Genomic DNA, 16,416 nt, shown 5'->3' with positions numbered 1-16,416 from the left:
GGCCCGCCCGCGCCACTGCGTTTCCGCCGGCGCAACAATCACCGGGCGACACTCCCGAACCCGCACGCGAAAAAGGCCGCCGGGAGGTCCGGCGGCCCTTTCGAAGAGACCCGTGGGAAAGGGAGGGTTCTTAGTGGATGCTTTCGCCGTGCAGGGCGAGGTCGAGACCGTCGCGCTCCACATCCTCGTCCACACGCAGGCCCATCACCACGTCGATGACCTTCAGCAGGACGAAGGACCCGATGCCCGAGTAGACGATGGTGGCGACGATGCCGTAGACCTGGGTGAGGACCTGACCGCCGTTGCCTTCCAGCAGGCCGGCGGTGCCGCCGATGGCTTCCTGGGCGAAGACGCCGGTCAGGACGGCGCCGACGATGCCGCCGATGCCGTGCACGCCGAAGGCGTCCAGCGAGTCGTCATAGCCGAGAGCGCGCTTCAGGCCGGTGGCGCCCCAGTAGCAGACCACGCCGGCGACCACGCCGATGACCAGCGCGCCCATCGGGCCGACGAAGCCGGAGGCCGGGGTGATGGCGACCAGACCGCCGACGGCGCCGGAGATGATGCCGAGGACCGACGGCTTGCCCTTCAGGACCCACTCCGCGAACATCCAGGCCAGGGCGGCGGAGGCGGCGGCGATCTGCGTGACCAGCATGGCCATGCCCGCACGGCCGTCGGCGGCCAGCGCCGAACCGGCGTTGAAGCCGAACCAGCCAACCCACAGCATGGCCGCGCCGACCAGGCTCAGGACCAGGTTGTGCGGGGCGAAGTTCTCGTTCGGGTAGCCCTTGCGCTTGCCGAGCACCAGCGCCGCGACAAGACCGGCCACGCCCGCGTTGATGTGCACCACGGTGCCGCCGGCATAGTCCAGCACGCCGTCACCCATCAGATAGCCGCCCGGACCCCAGACCCAGTGGGTGATCGGCGCGTAGATGACGACCGACCACAGGGCGGTGAAGACCAGCATGGAGGAGAACTTCATGCGGTCGGCGAAGGCGCCGGTGATCAGGGCCGGGGTGATGATGGCGAAGGTCATCTGGAAGACGATGAAGACCGCTTCCGGGATCACGCCGGACAGGCTGTCCTTGGTCACGCCGGCCAGCAGGGCCTTGCCGAGGCCGCCGACATAGGGGCTGCCTTCGCTGAAGGCCAGGCTGTAGCCCACCACGACCCAGAGGATCGACACGAGGCAGCAGATCGCGAAGCTCTGCATCACCGTGGCCAGGACGTTCTTCTTGCGGACCATGCCGCCGTAGAACAGGGCCAGGCCCGGAATGGTCATGAACAGCACCAGCGCCGTCGCCGTCAGCATCCAGGCGGTGTCGCCCGCGCTGAGCGTCGGTGCCGGGGCGGCCGCAGCCGCGTCCTGGGCAAGGGCTGCGGCCGGCATGCCGACCGCGCCCAGAGCAACCGCCAACATCGGTGCGGCCAGAAGGAACAGACGGTTCATCGAGGCTCCTCTTTCTCCAAAATCGCTCCCACCCCTGCATGGCCGGCGCGGCACCGGAGGCATTCCGCGCGCAAACGCCGCACTGGGGCGACCCCGTCCCGGTCGCCCCGTCCCCGGCAAAGACGGGGCGGCGGACGGGACCGAGGACGCCTCCATCGTTACAAGAAGCGTGCCAGTCCAAAACGGCTTGGAATCGTCAGGGTTGTCCCGGCGCAGGACCCCCGAACGGGCACCCCCCTACGAGTCGCAAGGTGGGTTTGCACAGGAAATGGGCAGATGTCGGAGCCGACATTCCGCCGCAATTTTCGGGCTTTCGACCGAATGGAAGGGCCGGATGCGCAGCTTTGGCGCAGCCATCTGGCTGTCATTCCGGCAGTTGGTCAAAAATTGTGCAGAAAGCGGCCCACGCGGCGGTCACTGCCGCGTGGGCGGCGGGAATGGGGCAGCCCTTCTACCTCTTCCATCCAGTCCGAACGGCGTGCCCCTCTTTCCGCCTAGGCGGGCGGGCGGGCGATCCGGCGGGTAGGCCGAGGCGAACCCGCCGCCGGGCCTATTGGACATGGCGGCGAGATGTGGCACCGTCAACGCCTCCATCGGGAAGGCCGCAGCCGAGCGGCCGCAAGAAAAAGACAAAGGGGGTAACGGCCATGCTCGACAAACGCGATCTGCGCCTCGCACCGCGACGTGCGGTGGCGCTGGTGCTGGCCGGCGGGCGCGGAAGCCGTCTGAAGCAGCTGACCGACCGGCGGGCGAAGCCGGCGACCTATTTCGGCGGCAAGTACCGCATCATCGACTTCGCGCTGTCCAACTGCGTCAATTCCGGCTTCCGCCGCATCGGCGTGCTGACGCAGTACAAGTCGCACAGCCTTCTGCGCCACCTCCAGCGCGGCTGGAACGTCTTCCGCGGCGAGATGAACGAGTTCTGCGACCTGCTGCCGGCCCAGCAGCGCGTCAGCGAGACGGAGTGGTACCAGGGCACCGCCGACGCCGTGTACCAGAACCTGGACATCCTGCGCGACCACGAGCCGGAATATGTCCTGATCCTGGCCGGCGACCACATCTACAAGATGGATTACGGCGCGCTGCTGCTCGACCACATCGACCGCAAGGCCGACGTCACCGTCCCCTGCATCGCGGTTCCGCGCGAACAGGCGAGCGGCTTCGGCGTGATGCACATCGACGACGACCGCCGCATCATCGATTTCGTCGAGAAGCCGGCCGACCCGCCGCCGATGCCCGGCCGCCCCGACATGGCGCTGGCCAGCATGGGCATCTACGTCTTCAACGCCCAGTTCCTCTACGAACAGCTGGAGCGCGACGTCGCCACCCCCGGCTCCAGCCGCGACTTCGGCAAGGACATCATCCCGCATCTGGTGAAGACCGGGGCGCGGATCATCGCCCACGACTATGCCGACAGCGCCATCATCGACGCGCCGGACGACGCCCCCTACTGGCGCGACGTCGGCACCATCGACGCCTATTGGGAAGCCAACCTGGACCTCTGCCACGTCACGCCGCAGTTGAACATGTACAACCGCGACTGGCCGATCTTCACCTACCAGGAGCAGCTTCCCCCGGCGAAGTTCGTCTTCGACGACGAGAACCGGCGCGGCACGGCGATCGACAGCCTGGTGTCGGGCGGCTGCATCATCTCCGGCTCCACCGTGCGGCGGTCGCTGCTGTTCAGCTCGGTCCGCGTCAACTCCTACAGCGAGCTGTACGAGGCGGTGGTCCTGCCGGAATGCGACATCGGCCGCCATTGCCGCCTGAAGAAGGTGGTGATCGACCGCGGCGTCAGCATCCCCAACGGCCTCGTCGTCGGCGAGGACGCGGAGCTGGACGCCAAGCGCTTCCATCGCAGCGAGGGCGGCGTCGTCCTGATCACCCGCGAGATGATCGAGAAGCTGCCGAAGGAGTAGCAACCTCCTCCCCCCTCCACCGAAGCCGACCATTCCCCCCACGGCCGTCATTCCCGCGCAGGCGGGAATCCAGCCCTCCGAAGCAGCCCCTTCGGAACAGCCTGGATCCCCGCCTTCGCGGGGATGACGGCCGGGTGAGCGACAGGCCGCCCCCCCTCCCGCCTTTCACCCGAGTGCCTTCCCGATGCGCGTCCTCTACGTCACGTCCGAATGCTACCCGATGGTCAAGACGGGGGGGCTGGCCGACGTGTCCGCCGCCCTGCCGCCGGCCCTGATCGCCGCCGGCGCCGATGTCCGCCTGCTGCTGCCGGGATATCCCGCCATTCTGAACAGCCTGCAGAACCTGCACGAGGTCGGCGACCTGATCACCGACCTGCCCGGCTGCGACCGCGCCCGGCTGTGCATCGGCCGCACCGCCGATGGCGTTCTCGCCTATGCGCTGGACGCGCCGTCGCTGTATGACCGTCCCGGCAACCCCTATCTCGGGCCGGACGGCAAGGACTGGGCCGACAACGCCCTGCGCTTCGCCGCACTCGCCTGGGTCGCCGCCGGCTTTGCCGCCGATAAGTCCTACGATCCCTGGTGGCGGCCCGACATCCTGCACGGCCATGACTGGCAGGCCGGCCTGGTCCCCGCCTATCTGACCCTGCGCCCCGACCGCTTCGCCGGCCCCTTCCGGCCGGGCACGGTGCTGACCATCCACAACATCGCCTATCAGGGCCTGTTCGGCCCCTGGATGTTGGGCGACATCGGCCTGCCCTCCTCCAGCTTCCGCGTCGACGGCGTCGAGTATTACGGCAACATCAGCTTCCTGAAGGCGGGTTGCTTCTACGCCGACCGCCTGACCACGGTCAGCCCGACCTACGCCAACGAGATCCAGACGGCCGAGCACGGCACCGGCCTGCAGGGCCTGCTCGCCACCCGGTCCGACGTGCTGACCGGCATCCTGAACGGCGTCGACTACGCGGTGTGGGATCCGGCGACCGACCCGCATCTGCCCGCCCGCTACACCCCCGAGGATCTCGGCGGAAAGGACGCCTGCAAGGCCGACCTGCAATCCGCCTTCGGTCTGGACCGCCGCCCCGACGCGCCGCTGGCCGCCGTGGTCAGCCGCCTGACCTGGCACAAGGGCCTGGACCTCGTGCTGGAGGCGGCGGGCCAATGGGTCTCCTGGGGCGGCCAGCTGGTGGTGCTGGGCAGCGGCGACGCCTCCAGCGAGGCCGGCTTCCGCCAGCTGGCGCAATGGCATCCGCAGTCCATCGGCGTCCGCATCGGCTATGACGAGCCGCTGTCCCACCGCATCCAGGCCGGGTCCGACCTGTTCCTGGTGCCGTCCCGCTCCGAGCCCTGCGGCCTGACCCAGCTCTACGCGTTGAAATACGGCACCCTGCCGCTGGTCCGCCGCACCGGCGGCCTCGCCGACACGGTGATCGACGCCAACCCCGCCGCCAGCGCCGACGGCAGCGCCACCGGCTTCCAGTTCGTCAACGCGACGGGGCAGGAACTGGTGTGGGCGCTGCGCCGGGCGATGACCGTCTACCGCAAGCCCGACCGCTGGCAGGCGATGCAGCGCCGCGCCATGACGCGCGACTTCGGCTGGCATGGCCCGGCGGAGGAATACATGGAACTGTACCGGGGACTTGGGGGGCGGTAGGGGGGCCTTACCCCCGTACACCCCGACCATGAATTGTTCCACACACCCCAGGAGACTCAGTTAGGTGGCAGCGAAGCGAGGAACTCACGCACAGCAATAGCGTCCTTAGTCCAATGGAGTTGCGTGAAAAGAGCAAAAGAACGCTCGGCGATTTCACGCGCCGCACTATGTCGCCCGGCCGCCGTTAACACTCGCGCCAGATTGAACCCGACAACAGCAATACCGTCTGCCCGGCCGAGTTTCATCAGAGTTCGATATGCGAATATTAGATCGTTAAAGGCCCCTTCTATTTCATCTTTCCCAATGCCGGGCTTCCGCAAACGCAACATTGCCCTAGCGCATCTACAATTTGCCTGCCCATCTAAATCGCCAAGCTTCTCGTAACTTTTTAACTCCTCCTCATACAAGACCATCGCCTCCTCCAAAAATCCAAGGCGAGCTTTTAAACGAGCAATGCGGCCCAACGTTACTGTTCGAGATCTCACATCTCCTAATTCTGTGAAGATCGCAAGTATTTCCTCATACAGAGCCAGCGCCTCATCCACAGAACCACGATCAGCTTTTAGACGCGCTATATCTCCTAGCGCTACAGCTCGAGACCTCACATCGCCAAGGCTGTCAAAAATTGCAAGCTGCTCTTCATGCAAAGATAACGCTTCATCTATAAAGCCATGGTCAGCTTTTAGATTTGCGATGTCTCCCAATGCCACCGCTTGAGACCGCACATCGCTAAGACCGGCAAAAATCGCAAGCTGCTCTTCATGCAAAGACACCGCCTCGTCCACATACCCGCGGTCGGTTTTCAAACGCGCAATGTCTCCCAATGCCACAGCTCGAGACCGTAAGTCATCGAACTGCTCGTAAATCGCCAATCTTTCCTCATGCAGGGCTAGCGCTTCATCCACAAACCCACGATCGGCCTTTAGGCGCGCAATATCTCCCAACGCCACCGCTCGTGACCGGGCATCGCCAACCCGCTCATAAGTCGCAAGTCTCTCCTCGTGGAGGCTCAATGCTTCATTTACATAACCACGGTCCGACTTCATTCGCGCGACATACCCCAAAGCAGCGGCCCGCAGCTTTGCTTCATCCTCCTTTGTGGCGATGTCCAACGCCTCATGCGCCGCATTCAGCGCTTGATCGGTTTGCCCAGCCCGTTCCATCACATTCGCGAACTCAAGCAACAGAAGCGCCCGCCGCAGACTACCGTCCGGCCCGATTTCATCCAGAACTTGCCGTAGTAGTTCAATTCGCTGCCACAACTCCTCCTTCGGTTGGGCCTGCCACTCCTTTTCCGGCCTCGGCACCATCCGCTCCAAACGGTCCGCCCAAGGGGTATCCGGTGGATCATCGCACAGGTCGAAGGTGCCCACCCGCCAATGCCACAAATCAGGCATCAGTTTTGGCAGTGTCGGTAACGACAGGCTGGTAGCCCACAACACCAAAGGCACCGGGCAAACCTCAGGAAAGGCATCGCGCTGAAAATTGGCGTTGGCGAGCAGGGTGGTGATGGTGTCGCGAATGCCACCACTGGCATTGTCCAGATGCCATTCCAGCCCCAACACGCCGACCGCCGCCGGCCGCCCGGCCAGCGGTTCCAGCCTGTGCCGGATCTCGGACAGCAGAACCACGTCCTCCGGCAGGCTGCGCAGATCGATGACGACCCAATCGATCCCCTCTTCCGTCAGTTCCCGCCCCAGCTCGGCAACGGTGTCCTCACGGGCGCGGTCGTCGTCGATCACGGCGATGGCGAACTGGAAGCCGACCTGTTCTTTCAGAAACTCCCGCAACAACGCCCGGTTCAGCGCGACATTTTTCTCATCGCCGCTGTCGTCAGACTCACCAGCCGGGCCGGACGGGTCGGTCATTGCGCGTCCAGCTCCTCCAACGCCTTGCGGAAGGCCTTGGATTCGCGGATCGTCGGATGCACGTCGTACCAGATGTCGCCGTTCTTGTAGACGAGGATGGCGGAGTTATCGAGCAGGTCGCGCAGAAGCTCCTCGGAGTCGCCCGGCCCCCGCGCCATACAGCTTGGTGCGGTGGATGCCGGCCAGGAACGGGTAATAGATGCGGGCGCGCGGGGCCAGGGTCTTCTCGTACTCCTGCCGCATCCCCTTGATCGCTTCCTCCACGCATTGGTCATCGATCCGGGGCAGACGCAGGGCGCGGGCCATACGCGCCGCTTGGCTGGCGAGACGGACCAGATCGCGCACATTCCCGCCGGACGCGATGCAGATGCGGCGGATCAGGTCTTCATCCTCGAACAAATCCACTGCGATGCGGCGTTCCACCAACTCCCGCAGAACCGAGATGCCGGGATCGAAGGGCCGGCCTTCCTGGGTGCAGGCATGGATCATCGGCATCTGGAAGGATTCGACGAAGACGTTCTCGATCTTGAAGGGCGTCAGCGTCTCCGCGACCGGTGCCGTGAAGATGATATGCGCCTGAACCTGACGCAGCAGTCCGCTGGTGTCGGCATAGAAGCGGCTGGCGATGTCGCTCTTCAGCTTGTCCAGATTGTCCTGCACCACCAGCAGGCGCGGCGGTCGGCCATTCTTGTTGAGCTGCTCCCTTGCCTCCGACAGCAGCAGATTGACCTTGTCCATCAGGTCGGACGCATGGCTTTGCAGCTTGGTGCGGATTTCCTCCCGCCGGGTGACGCTGCCGCGCGCCTCCGACTTGATGCGGCCAAGCAATTTCAGGCCGAAGCCCAGCAGGCCGCCGCCCGCCGATGCCTCCCCCTCCAGCCCGACGGAGCCGCTCATGGCGGCCTCATTCACGTCGGTCGACGTGCGTTCGGCGAACCACAGCGCCACCTCCTTCACCAGCCGCTCATCGATGCCGATGCCGTCGCGCCTCAGGCAATGGACCAGCTGTTCCGACAGCCACAGCAGGAAGACAGTGTAGTCGAAATCCTCCAGCAGATTCTCATCGTCCAGCGACAGATGGACGCAATAGAAGCGGTCGGCGAATTCCTGCTCGATCAGGCGCAGATGCGTGGTCTTGCCGCTGCCGCGATGGCCGGAAAAGACGATCTTGGTGTAATCGTTCTCCCGCATCGGGTCGCCGGGCCGCTCCGCGATGTCCTCCAGGCATTGCCGCATCAACAACAGATGGTGCGATTCCTGGCCGGGGCTGAGATCGACATAGCGGTCGTCGCCCGCTGCCAGCGGTTGAAGCACGGTGGTTTGCGCCGCCTCCTGCAAGGTCCTGGCCGGCCCAACGTGATGGGGCTGCGGAGATACCGGCGATAGGGAGCGGGAGTCGGTCATGGGAGGCGCGCCTTGGTACGAGGATTGCGCGATGATGCACCAGCCGGGGCGGCACCCGCAATCGCGCGGCTCATTTCCTCAGTACCGCTGGAAAGCGTTCAGTTTTCGTTCTATTCTTGGCCGCTGCCCAGCCCACCCAAAGCGCCGCACGCCGCAGGATGGAACAGTGAACACAGCCGCGAAAAACCGTTCCAAACCGTTTCAAACGTTCCATCCGCCGCCCACCGGCAAAGCGAACCGCGCCGGATGGAGCACTGAACACCTCTCGCGAAAACGTTCCACGCTGTTCCAAACGCTCCCCCGCCCCACCACACCATCATTGCGCCCATCCCCCGTCCGCCCTATGTTCCCGGCAAACTCTCGCTTGTCCGGGCCCCGATGACTGACCTTTCGCACATCCGCAATTTCTCGATCATCGCCCACATCGACCATGGCAAGTCGACCCTTGCCGACCGGTTGATCCAGCAGTGCGGCGGCCTCGACGCGCGCGAGATGCGCGAACAGGTGCTCGACAGCATGGACATCGAGCGCGAGCGCGGCATCACCATCAAGGCCCAGACCGTCCGCCTGCTCTACAAGGCCGAGGACGGCAAGCAGTACACGCTGAACCTGATGGACACCCCCGGCCACGTCGACTTCGCGTACGAGGTCAGCCGGTCCTTGGCCGCCTGCGAGGGCTCGATCCTGGTCGTCGACGCCTCCCAGGGCGTCGAGGCGCAGACGCTCGCCAACGTCTATCAGGCGATCGACAACAACCACGAGATCATCCCGGTCCTCAACAAGATCGACCTGCCCGCCGCCGAGCCGGAGCGGATCAAGCAGCAGATCGAGGACGTGATCGGGCTCGACGCCTCCGACGCGGTGGAGATCTCGGCCAAGTCCGGCCTCAACATCGGGCGCGGTGCTGGAGGCGGTGGTCAAGCGCCTGCCGCCGCCCAAGGGCGATGCCGACGCAGCCCTGAAGGCCCTGCTGGTCGATAGCTGGTACGACCCCTATCTCGGCGTCGTCATTCTGGTGCGCGTGGTCGACGGCGTGCTGAAGGTCGGGCAGAAGGTGCGCTTCATGGCCGCCGGCTCCGCCCATGACGTCGACCGCGTCGGCGTCTTCACGCCGAAGGCGCTGCTGACCGGAGAGCTGCGGCCGGGCGAGATGGGCTTCATCACCGCCGCGATCAAGGACATCACCCAGACCAAGGTCGGCGATACCATCACCGACGAGCGCAAGCCGGCGACCGAGGCTCTGGCCGGCTTCAAGCCGTCCATCCCCGTGGTGTGGTGCGGCCTGTTCCCGGTCGATGCCGCCGATTTCGAGCGGCTGCGCGACAGCTTGGGCAAGCTGAAGCTGAACGACGCCAGCTTCCATTACGAGGCGGAGACGTCGGCGGCGCTGGGCTTCGGCTTCCGCTGCGGCTTCCTCGGCCTCCTGCATCTGGAGATCATCCAGGAGCGGCTGGAGCGCGAGTTCAACCTCGACCTCATCACCACCGCGCCGTCGGTGGTCTACAAGCTGACGATGACCGACGGCACGGTGCGGGACCTGCACAACCCGGCCGACATGCCCGATGTGATGCGGATCGACCATATCGACGAGCCGTGGATCAAGGCCACCATCATGCTGCCCGACGAGTATCTCGGCGGCGTCCTCCAGCTGTGCACCGAGCGGCGCGGCCAGCAGATCGAGCTGACCTATGCCGGCGCCCGCGCCATGCTGGTCTACCGCCTGCCGCTGAAACGAGGTGGTGTTCGACTTCTACGACCGGCTGAAGTCGATCAGCCGCGGCTATGCAGCTTCGACTACCAGATGGACAGCTACGAGGAAGGCGACCTCGTGAAGCTGTCGATCCTGGTGAATGCCGAGCCGGTGGACGCCCTGTCGATGATCGTCCACCGCAGCCAGTCCGAACGCCGCGGCCGTCAGCTGTGCGAACGCCTGAAGGAGCTGATCCCGCGCCAGCTGTTCAAGATCGCCGTGCAGGCCGCCATCGGCGGCAAGATCATTGCCCGCGAGAGCATCAGCGCCATGCGCAAGGACGTGACCGCCAAGTGCTACGGCGGCGACATCAGCCGCAAGCGCAAGCTGCTGGACAAGCAGAAGGAAGGCAAGAAGCGCATGCGCCAGTTCGGCCAGGTCGAAATCCCGCAGAGCGCCTTCATCGCGGCGCTCAAGATGGGCGACGAGTAAGGATACGGAAAGGCGGGCCTCGGCCCGCCTTTTCCTTTACCGGATGCGCGGCCTTGGAGCGAGGCGCTGACGGACTTGGCTATACACCTCGTTCACTCCGGGCATCGACAGGGTGACGGCCAGTCCATAGGGAACCGGATCGTCAATCGGCATTCCCTGGTCGAGTTCCCGCTGCACGACCAAGCGGATGGTCATGTTTTCGGTAACGGCGGGAGCGCGGCTGCCCTCCCAACGGCGAGATAGAACCGTACCCCGCCGCACTTGGTTGTGGTCGGGTTGGCCCGGCGCCGATTTCAGTGCCAACGTTGCCAGATGGTCAGGGTCAAGGAGGTTCAACCGGACTGACCGATAGCTCCGCCGGCCCGGCTGGACCGGAGTGAACCATGCCAGAGTTGCCCAAAGGCCATGCGGACGGGCTTGGCCGCCGATGCAAGTCGGAATGGGGATCTCCACGACCGCGGACTGTTCACTTGGCAACATCCCGACCGCCCAGAAAGTGGCGCGATCGCCTGCGCAAGCAACCGCATCATCGGCATCCAGAACGCCGTAGCCAAGGAAACGGCGAATGTTGTCCTTCTGCCGCACATGCTGTTTCGGATCTCTAGGCTCCAACGTTTCCCGGACAAGCAACGCAGTGTTTTCCGGCCAGCGGGCGGGATGCACCATCAATGCCTTGAGCAGCACTGCGCGCCGGTGCCGCGGCAGGATCGTGAATTGTTCACCATAGGCATCCTCCAAAGCATCATGGATGCGGTGACACGTTCGGGAGGCGAGCGCCGTTGCCGCGCTGGTGCCGTTGGTGTTAGCGCTCGGTGCCTTCATTGCCATCGACTGGTGGGGCTGCAACCTTCAGTCCGAACGCTCTCGCAACGCCTGCCGGGGCAACGGACATATTCCCGCCACTTGCCCGAATTCGCAGATGCTCACGCGATCCGGCATCAGAAAATCAGGCTTGATCGACCGGGCGAAGCCGGGACCGACCCGGCTGGACGGATTGGACATCCGATGTTCGGGGTAGGGTTCGACGTTGATCCCGACCGTACGCCGCTCGTGCGTGGGAACCGCATCGACATTTGCAGCTCCAACCGTTAGCCCGTTGAGGGCTTCCGCGGGCGAAATCAAGCGCCGCTCCGCGATTTTCTCATTCAACGCGGACAACACGCCACGGGCGCGCGCGGTCCCATCCGCGCCTTCGAACTCCATGGAACTCGCGAAGGCCCGCACGGTAAACGCATCCCCGGCATTCCCTGCACTTACCAGAAACAGCACCCCAAATTGCCACGACAAACGGTCCAAAAGGCGACCCCATGGCGACATCTGGCCGTGGAATGGGCGTTTTTCTGTTCCCCAAGGACATGTTCACGATGAGAACGCTTGGCGCAATGGCTTCAGGGCCATGGAGTGCGTACAATGCCCGATATATTGCATCGATGATCAAGCGATCCTGGGGCAACCCCTCGTCCCTTCCATCCCACCCCATCACGGGAAGGGCCAGGATGCGGCGTGGCAGCGGCGCTTCTAGGCGGTTCCGGTCACCCATGGACGATCAGTGACGCCATGGCCGTTCCGTGCATACGGTTGGCAACCGGCGTGTCCGGTTCCAACTCGAACAGGTCCAGCACTTCCAGGCGGTCGGCGAGCAGAGGATGGCGCGCGATGGGAACACCATCGAGCAGCGCAAGAATCGGTGGCTTTTCCGGTGCCGGACCTGGGCGCAGTGGTTCGGTCACCGGATCGGCGACCTCGATGGACGGCGCCAAGCTCTGCGGCCGGATGTGCCACACTGCATCAAGGCCGAGGATCGATTCCCGTGACCGCTTAACAATGGACCGGACGACCACAACCGGAACGGACACCAGCAGGGCATGATAGGCAATGTCTTCAATGTAAGTTCGATGGACAATTCGACCGGCGTTAGCAAAGATATTATTGAGAATGGCTTCCAAAACCGCGCCTTCATACCTGCCGGCGCGCTCGGGATTCGTTGAAAACAGCACCTCAATTTCCAGCAAGATCAGGTCGCTATCCGGACGCCCTTCAATCTCTTCCTCAAGGAACGTCTGTTCCTCCTCGCTCAAGCGGTCGTCTGGCCCCCATGTCCGCAGATCGCGCAACAGATCGAACACTTTAGCCCAAGGTTTTGAGGCATCCAGCCCACCTGCACTCCATCGCTTCCACAAAGATAAGATCTGCTCCATCGCCCGCGCATCGGGAACCAGCAGGTAGGCGACCGGCGCCTTATCCTCTTCGTCACCTTCGAGTTCCTCCTCATCGATGAAGTCCAGTCCGGCGACCTCATTGACCGCTTTGACGAAGTCTTGGATCGAGCCGCGAACCTCGAACACCAGCAACCGCTCCGGTGCCAGCGCGGTGGGATCGGACGTCAACTCCAACGCGCCCGGACGGGCCATGACCTCCCGCCAAACGCGCGAACTTCGGTCTGAGCTTCCGAAGTTGGTCGGCACGCGGAAACGCCTCAGGAGGCGGAAGAAACCTCTTCGGACGTTTTCGGCGGTCGCCGTTTGCTTTGGGGGTCAGGCGCAGAAGTGGTTTGGTCGGATCGCTCGGCATCGCTCTCGGTCGGCTTGATACGCGACGCCCAAAGGTCGGATTCCACCCTCACGGCGTCATCGATCTGAATTTCTCCTAAACCGAGTATATAGCGACGCCTAACGCTTTGACAGTATTCACGCGCCTCTGCGTAGCTGATCTTTCCAAGTATACGAACGATCCCTTTTGCACCCACCTTCGGCTTCTCAGGCCACTGACCGATCAACCGCTCCACATAAGCTGTCAACATGCTCTGGTCTGGTGCAGGAAATCCAAGCCTTAGCTGGAATCGCCGCCACACGGCCCGATCCAGCAGTTCCGCATGGTTGGTTGCAGCCACGACGATGACGTAGCTCGGCAGTTGGTCCAGTTGCATCAGCAGGAAAGAGACAACGCGCTTGATCTCACCGGTCTCGTGGGTATCTCCACGTTCTTTGCCGATGGCGTCGAACTCATCGAAGAACAGCACACAAGGCTGGGTCCGAATGTAATCAAAGAGCTTGCGCAGCCGGGTGTTGGTTTCTCCCAGATAGCTGCCGATCAACGAGTCGTAACGCACCACAAAGAAGGGCATGCCCAGCGACTCGGCAATCGCTTCGGCAAATGACGTCTTGCCATTTCCAGGCGGGCCGGAGAGGAGAACCCGGTGCCGGGGTTCCAGACCATGGGCACGCAGAACGCCGGCGCGGAAATGTTCTTCGATCAATTGGTCCGCATTGCGGCGAACAGGAAGGGGAAGGATCAGTTCGTCGAGCCGGATGGTCGGCGTGACCTCAAGAATGGCATCCCGTCCTCCACTCGTGGGCATGGACGACAACGTCAAAGGCGGTGGTGTGACGGCAACCGTGCTCAACGCGCGTTGAAGACGGTCGGCCAAAATATGATGGCTTTTGGCGCGCTCGTCGGCAACGATCGCCTCGACCGTCGACTTCAAGGTTTCCCGTTCACCGGCTATGCCGGCGCGGACAAGGGATACAAGCAGGTCACTTCGAGCCATTGAGACACGCCACGCGAAGAACGATAGGTTGGATACTCGCCGAGAGTCACTTTAGCAGGAATGAAATAGGGCGTCTCTCTAACCGCACCATCGGGCGCTGCGGGTGTAGCTCTTCGGAAGGCCGGTTAAACGAAAGCCGGTGAATTCAACACGAGCAAACGCAACAAACCCGCCGCTGACGTGTCATCTCCTGCGAAGAGGGTATCGCTTGCAGCGGCCCCTCTGAATTCGGTTCAATTCCGGGAGGATGACATGCGCAAGTTTCTCGCCGCCGCCGTTCCGGCCGTCATGCTGATGGCCGTTGCCGCTCCTGCCGACGCGCAGACCAGCGGCTCGGCCAGGTCCAACGCGTTGCAACGGCACGATGGACACCGGTGCCCGCGACGTCCAGGCCAGCCGCGACATGATCGGCAAGCGGGTGGTCCACCGCCATGGCGGGCCGGTCGCCGGCACGATCCAGAACGTGACCACCGACGCCCAGGGCCAGACGATGGTGGAGCTGAAGATGGCCAAGACCGGCCAGACCGTCATGCTCACCCCGTCGTCCTTCGAGCGGCGCGGCGTCAGGTCGTCATCATGCATGACCAGAACGAGCTGCAGCAGCTCGCCCAGTACGCCAGCCAGGCCAACACCGGCTACGGCAGCTCGACCGGCGGGTCCATGGGCGGTATGGGCGCCGGCTCCATGAACCAGGGCACGATGGGTCAGGGTTCGATGGGCCAGGGGTCGATGGGCCAGGGGTCGATGAATCAGGGTTCGATGAACCAGGGCACCATGAACCGCGGCTCGATGGGCCAGGGCACGATGGGCCAGGGCACGATGGACGAGCGCATCATGTCGCCGAACAAGCCCGGCATGGAGTAGCCACCGGCGGAGGCGGGAAGCCGAATGGCCCCCGCCTCCGGACAGGGGCATCAGCCCTCGATCACCCTCAGTCGATCACCGTCAGTTCGCCGGCCAGCGGCTTCGGCATCTCCGCCTTGACTGCGGCGGCGTCCAATCCGCCGGCGAGCAGGCAGACCAGCTTGGCGTAGCTCGCCTCCGGCGTCATGTCATAGGCGCCGACGGCGCCGATGGCGCCCAAGCCGGTGGCGTAGGCGCCGGGCAGCACGGCGCCGCGCTGCACCTGGGTGTTGTCCATCAGGACGACGCCGGCCTTCACCGCGGCCGCAAGGGCGTCGAGGAAATCCGGATCGGTCGGTCCGTTGCCCTCGCCGAAGGCCAGCAGCACCGCCCCCTTTGCCGCCGGGCTGGTGCCGGTCAGCATCGCCGACACCGTGCTGGCACGGATGCCGGGATAGAGCCACAGCATGACGACGGAAAATCCCGCCAGCGCCGCCGCCTGGGCGTCCAGCGCCGCCCAGCCGCTTGGCCCGGTTGTCCGGCTCGTCCAGCGAGACGTCCTTGCCCGGCATCGGCAGCCAATGGGGCTCGTTGCGGGCGACCACGCTGCCGACGGTGGCGAGCGGCGGGAAGTTCGGCGAATCGAAGCCGGCGAAGCGGTTGGCGTCGACCTTGGACGAGCGGTTGCCGCGCAGAAGCTTGGTGTCGAAATAGACGCAGACCTCCGGCACCGGCAGGGTTCCCGCCACCACGACGGCGCCGACCAGATTGGCAAGCGCGTCGCTCAGCGTGAAGGTCAGCGGCACCTGCGACCCGCTGAACACCACCGGCTTCGTCAGGCCGGGCAAGCAGGAAGGACAGGGCCGACGCGCTATAGGCCATGCTGTCGGTGCCGTGCAGCACGACGAAGCCGTCATACTCGTCGTAAACCGACAGCAGCCGCCGGGCGATGGCGACCCAGTCCGCCGGGTCATGTTGGAGCTGTCGAGCGTGCGGTCGAACCAGCCCATGGTCCAGGTCAGGTCCTTGTAGTCCTGCACCCCATGACCGGACAGGCCGGGCATCGACAGGACCAGCCGTTCGAACTCCGGGCCCGGCACCGGGGCCAGCGCCCCGTCGGGATTGGTGACGCACCCGATGGTGCCCCCGGTGTACAGCACATAGACCCGCGCCATCGTCCGCTCCTCCCGCAATCCTGTCGGCCGCAGATAGGCGGACCTCCCACTACTTCTCAAGGCAACAGCCGCCCGTGGAGCGTCATCGGAGCCCGCACCGACGCCGGAGCCTCCTCTGCGACCAGCTGCCGGCCGGGTGCGGGGCCGAGGATGGGGACGGCTGCCGGAACCGGGTTGTAGGCAAGGCGGAAACGCCGCGGTTCCGGCACCGCCGGCGGGGGCGCCGCGGGCGGATCGATCCGGGCGGCAGCGAGAACCACGCTGGTCCAGGCGGCGAACAGGGACATGGTCGGAAACTCCAAAGCGGTTGGAGACCGAACATGGGTCGCGGGCCATTCCCTTGGAAACGAATAGGCATTATGCCGTCATCACGATTC

16 protein-coding genes and 2 pseudogenes are annotated in these 16,416 nt (G+C 64.4%); 5 read left to right on the top strand and 13 right to left on the bottom strand.

Annotation, left to right across the window (positions count from 1 at the left end; translation table 11 throughout):
- Positions 1–130: 130 nt before the first annotated feature.
- Entirely contained in the window at positions 131–1,447 is a 1,317-nt protein-coding gene (locus tag F1643_RS04820) for an ammonium transporter (RefSeq protein WP_194911297.1), read from the bottom strand.
- A 647-nt stretch (positions 1,448–2,094) separates the two neighbouring features.
- On the opposite strand from F1643_RS04820, the gene glgC reads away from it, so the two are divergent.
- Both glgC and glgA read left to right on the top strand, forming a co-directional pair.
- Entirely contained in the window at positions 2,095–3,366 is a 1,272-nt protein-coding gene (gene glgC, locus F1643_RS04815; protein ID WP_194911295.1) for a glucose-1-phosphate adenylyltransferase, read from the top strand.
- Positions 3,367–3,550: 184 nt separating this feature from the next.
- The gene (glgA, locus tag F1643_RS04810) at positions 3,551–5,020 is read left to right on the top strand and encodes a glycogen synthase GlgA (protein WP_194911293.1); all 1,470 of its coding nucleotides are present in this window, start codon (positions 3,551–3,553) and stop codon (positions 5,018–5,020) included.
- 56 nt (positions 5,021–5,076) lie between these two features.
- Here glgA and F1643_RS04805 read toward each other — a convergent pair whose 3' ends face one another.
- The 3 genes from F1643_RS04805 to F1643_RS04795 are packed head-to-tail and all read right to left on the bottom strand — an operon-like array spanning position 5,077 to position 8,292.
- Positions 5,077–6,888, bottom strand: coding sequence for a lipopolysaccharide assembly protein LapB (locus tag F1643_RS04805; RefSeq protein WP_194911291.1), 1,812 nt, complete (start codon positions 6,886–6,888; stop codon positions 5,077–5,079).
- A complete protein-coding gene (locus F1643_RS04800) occupies positions 6,885–7,046 on the bottom strand; it encodes a hypothetical protein (protein ID WP_194911289.1) in 162 nt (53 codons plus the stop codon). Before F1643_RS04800 ends, F1643_RS04805 begins: the two co-directional genes overlap by 4 nt.
- Positions 6,994–8,292, bottom strand: coding sequence for a hypothetical protein (locus F1643_RS04795; RefSeq protein ID WP_194911279.1), 1,299 nt, complete (start codon positions 8,290–8,292; stop codon positions 6,994–6,996). Before F1643_RS04795 ends, F1643_RS04800 begins: the two co-directional genes overlap by 53 nt.
- 378 nt (positions 8,293–8,670) lie before the next feature.
- On the opposite strand from F1643_RS04795, the gene F1643_RS22300 reads away from it, so the two are divergent.
- Together F1643_RS22300 and lepA are read left to right on the top strand one after the other, a co-directional pair.
- On the top strand, positions 8,671–9,273 hold the full coding sequence (locus F1643_RS22300; protein WP_255542427.1) for a GTP-binding protein: 603 nt from the start codon (positions 8,671–8,673) through the stop codon (positions 9,271–9,273).
- Positions 9,206–10,474, top strand: a complete 1,269-nt coding sequence (gene lepA / locus F1643_RS04790) for a translation elongation factor 4 (RefSeq protein WP_370540472.1) — start codon at positions 9,206–9,208, stop codon at positions 10,472–10,474. Before F1643_RS22300 ends, lepA begins: the two co-directional genes overlap by 68 nt.
- Positions 10,475–10,510: 36 nt before the next feature.
- On the opposite strand, the gene F1643_RS21645 is transcribed toward lepA, so the two are convergent.
- The 5 genes from F1643_RS21645 to F1643_RS04775 form a co-directional block, all read right to left on the bottom strand.
- Positions 10,511–11,320 (bottom strand): hypothetical protein, encoded by an 810-nt coding sequence (locus F1643_RS21645; RefSeq protein ID WP_206692342.1) that lies wholly within the window; start codon positions 11,318–11,320, stop codon positions 10,511–10,513.
- Between the two features lie 3 nt (positions 11,321–11,323).
- The gene (locus tag F1643_RS21640) at positions 11,324–11,770 is read right to left on the bottom strand and encodes a hypothetical protein (RefSeq protein ID WP_206692341.1); all 447 of its coding nucleotides are present in this window, start codon (positions 11,768–11,770) and stop codon (positions 11,324–11,326) included.
- Positions 11,771–12,006: 236 nt separating this feature from the next.
- A complete protein-coding gene (locus F1643_RS21635; RefSeq protein ID WP_206692340.1) occupies positions 12,007–12,885 on the bottom strand; it encodes a hypothetical protein in 879 nt (292 codons plus the stop codon).
- 65 nt (positions 12,886–12,950) lie between these two features.
- Entirely contained in the window at positions 12,951–13,958 is a 1,008-nt protein-coding gene (locus F1643_RS04780) for an AAA family ATPase (RefSeq protein ID WP_255542426.1), read from the bottom strand.
- 246 nt (positions 13,959–14,204) lie between these two features.
- A complete protein-coding gene (locus tag F1643_RS04775) occupies positions 14,205–14,603 on the bottom strand; it encodes a hypothetical protein (RefSeq protein WP_194911267.1) in 399 nt (132 codons plus the stop codon).
- Between F1643_RS04775 and F1643_RS04770 the strand changes: the two genes are divergently transcribed.
- Entirely contained in the window at positions 14,598–14,885 is a 288-nt protein-coding gene (locus F1643_RS04770) for a hypothetical protein (protein WP_194911264.1), read from the top strand. The genes F1643_RS04775 and F1643_RS04770 overlap by 6 nt on opposite strands.
- Before the next feature lie 67 nt (positions 14,886–14,952).
- Here F1643_RS04770 and F1643_RS22295 read toward each other — a convergent pair whose 3' ends face one another.
- From F1643_RS22295 to F1643_RS04760, 4 genes and pseudogenes are all read right to left on the bottom strand, one after another.
- The gene (locus F1643_RS22295) at positions 14,953–15,288 is read right to left on the bottom strand and encodes a hypothetical protein (RefSeq protein ID WP_255542425.1); all 336 of its coding nucleotides are present in this window, start codon (positions 15,286–15,288) and stop codon (positions 14,953–14,955) included.
- Positions 15,289–15,526: 238 nt separating this feature from the next.
- Positions 15,527–15,781, bottom strand: a pseudogene (locus F1643_RS22290) (asparaginase domain-containing protein); the annotation flags it as partial.
- Positions 15,771–15,998 (bottom strand): annotated as a pseudogene (locus tag F1643_RS24450) (hypothetical protein); the annotation flags it as partial. The pseudogenes F1643_RS24450 and F1643_RS22290, both read right to left, overlap by 11 nt.
- A gap of 97 nt (positions 15,999–16,095) precedes the next feature.
- Positions 16,096–16,326: a hypothetical protein gene (locus F1643_RS04760; protein WP_194911262.1), complete on the bottom strand. Its 231-nt coding sequence runs from the start codon at positions 16,324–16,326 to the stop codon at positions 16,096–16,098.
- Positions 16,327–16,416 lie beyond the last annotated feature (90 nt).

Origin of the sequence: Azospirillum sp. INR13 (genome assembly GCF_015390205.1) — a bacterium.
Lineage (GTDB): Bacteria > Pseudomonadota > Alphaproteobacteria > Azospirillales > Azospirillaceae > Azospirillum.
The sequence above is the reverse complement of the archived record's forward strand: the minus strand, read 5'-3'. Positions and strand labels throughout refer to the sequence as shown.

Bases quoted from the DNA above. Each gene is read 5' to 3' on its own strand.
- glgC (WP_194911295.1), top strand. From the start codon at position 2,095: ATGCTCGACAAACGCGATCTGCGCCTCGCACCGCGACGTGCGGTGGCG.
- F1643_RS21635 (WP_206692340.1), bottom strand. From the start codon at position 12,885: ATGGCCCGTCCGGGCGCGTTGGAGTTGACGTCCGATCCCACCGCGCTG.
- F1643_RS04760 (WP_194911262.1), bottom strand. From the start codon at position 16,326: ATGTCCCTGTTCGCCGCCTGGACCAGCGTGGTTCTCGCTGCCGCCCGG.
- F1643_RS04795 (WP_194911279.1), bottom strand. From the start codon at position 8,292: ATGACCGACTCCCGCTCCCTATCGCCGGTATCTCCGCAGCCCCATCAC.
- F1643_RS04775 (WP_194911267.1), bottom strand. From the start codon at position 14,603: ATGCATGATGACGACCTGACGCCGCGCCGCTCGAAGGACGACGGGGTG.
- F1643_RS04770 (WP_194911264.1), top strand. From the start codon at position 14,598: ATGCATGACCAGAACGAGCTGCAGCAGCTCGCCCAGTACGCCAGCCAG.
- F1643_RS22295 (WP_255542425.1), bottom strand. From the start codon at position 15,288: ATGCTGACCGGCACCAGCCCGGCGGCAAAGGGGGCGGTGCTGCTGGCC.
- F1643_RS04805 (WP_194911291.1), bottom strand. From the start codon at position 6,888: ATGACCGACCCGTCCGGCCCGGCTGGTGAGTCTGACGACAGCGGCGAT.
- glgA (WP_194911293.1), top strand. From the start codon at position 3,551: ATGCGCGTCCTCTACGTCACGTCCGAATGCTACCCGATGGTCAAGACG.
- F1643_RS22300 (WP_255542427.1), top strand. From the start codon at position 8,671: ATGACTGACCTTTCGCACATCCGCAATTTCTCGATCATCGCCCACATC.
- F1643_RS04820 (WP_194911297.1), bottom strand. From the start codon at position 1,447: ATGAACCGTCTGTTCCTTCTGGCCGCACCGATGTTGGCGGTTGCTCTG.
- F1643_RS04800 (WP_194911289.1), bottom strand. From the start codon at position 7,046: ATGGCGCGGGGGCCGGGCGACTCCGAGGAGCTTCTGCGCGACCTGCTC.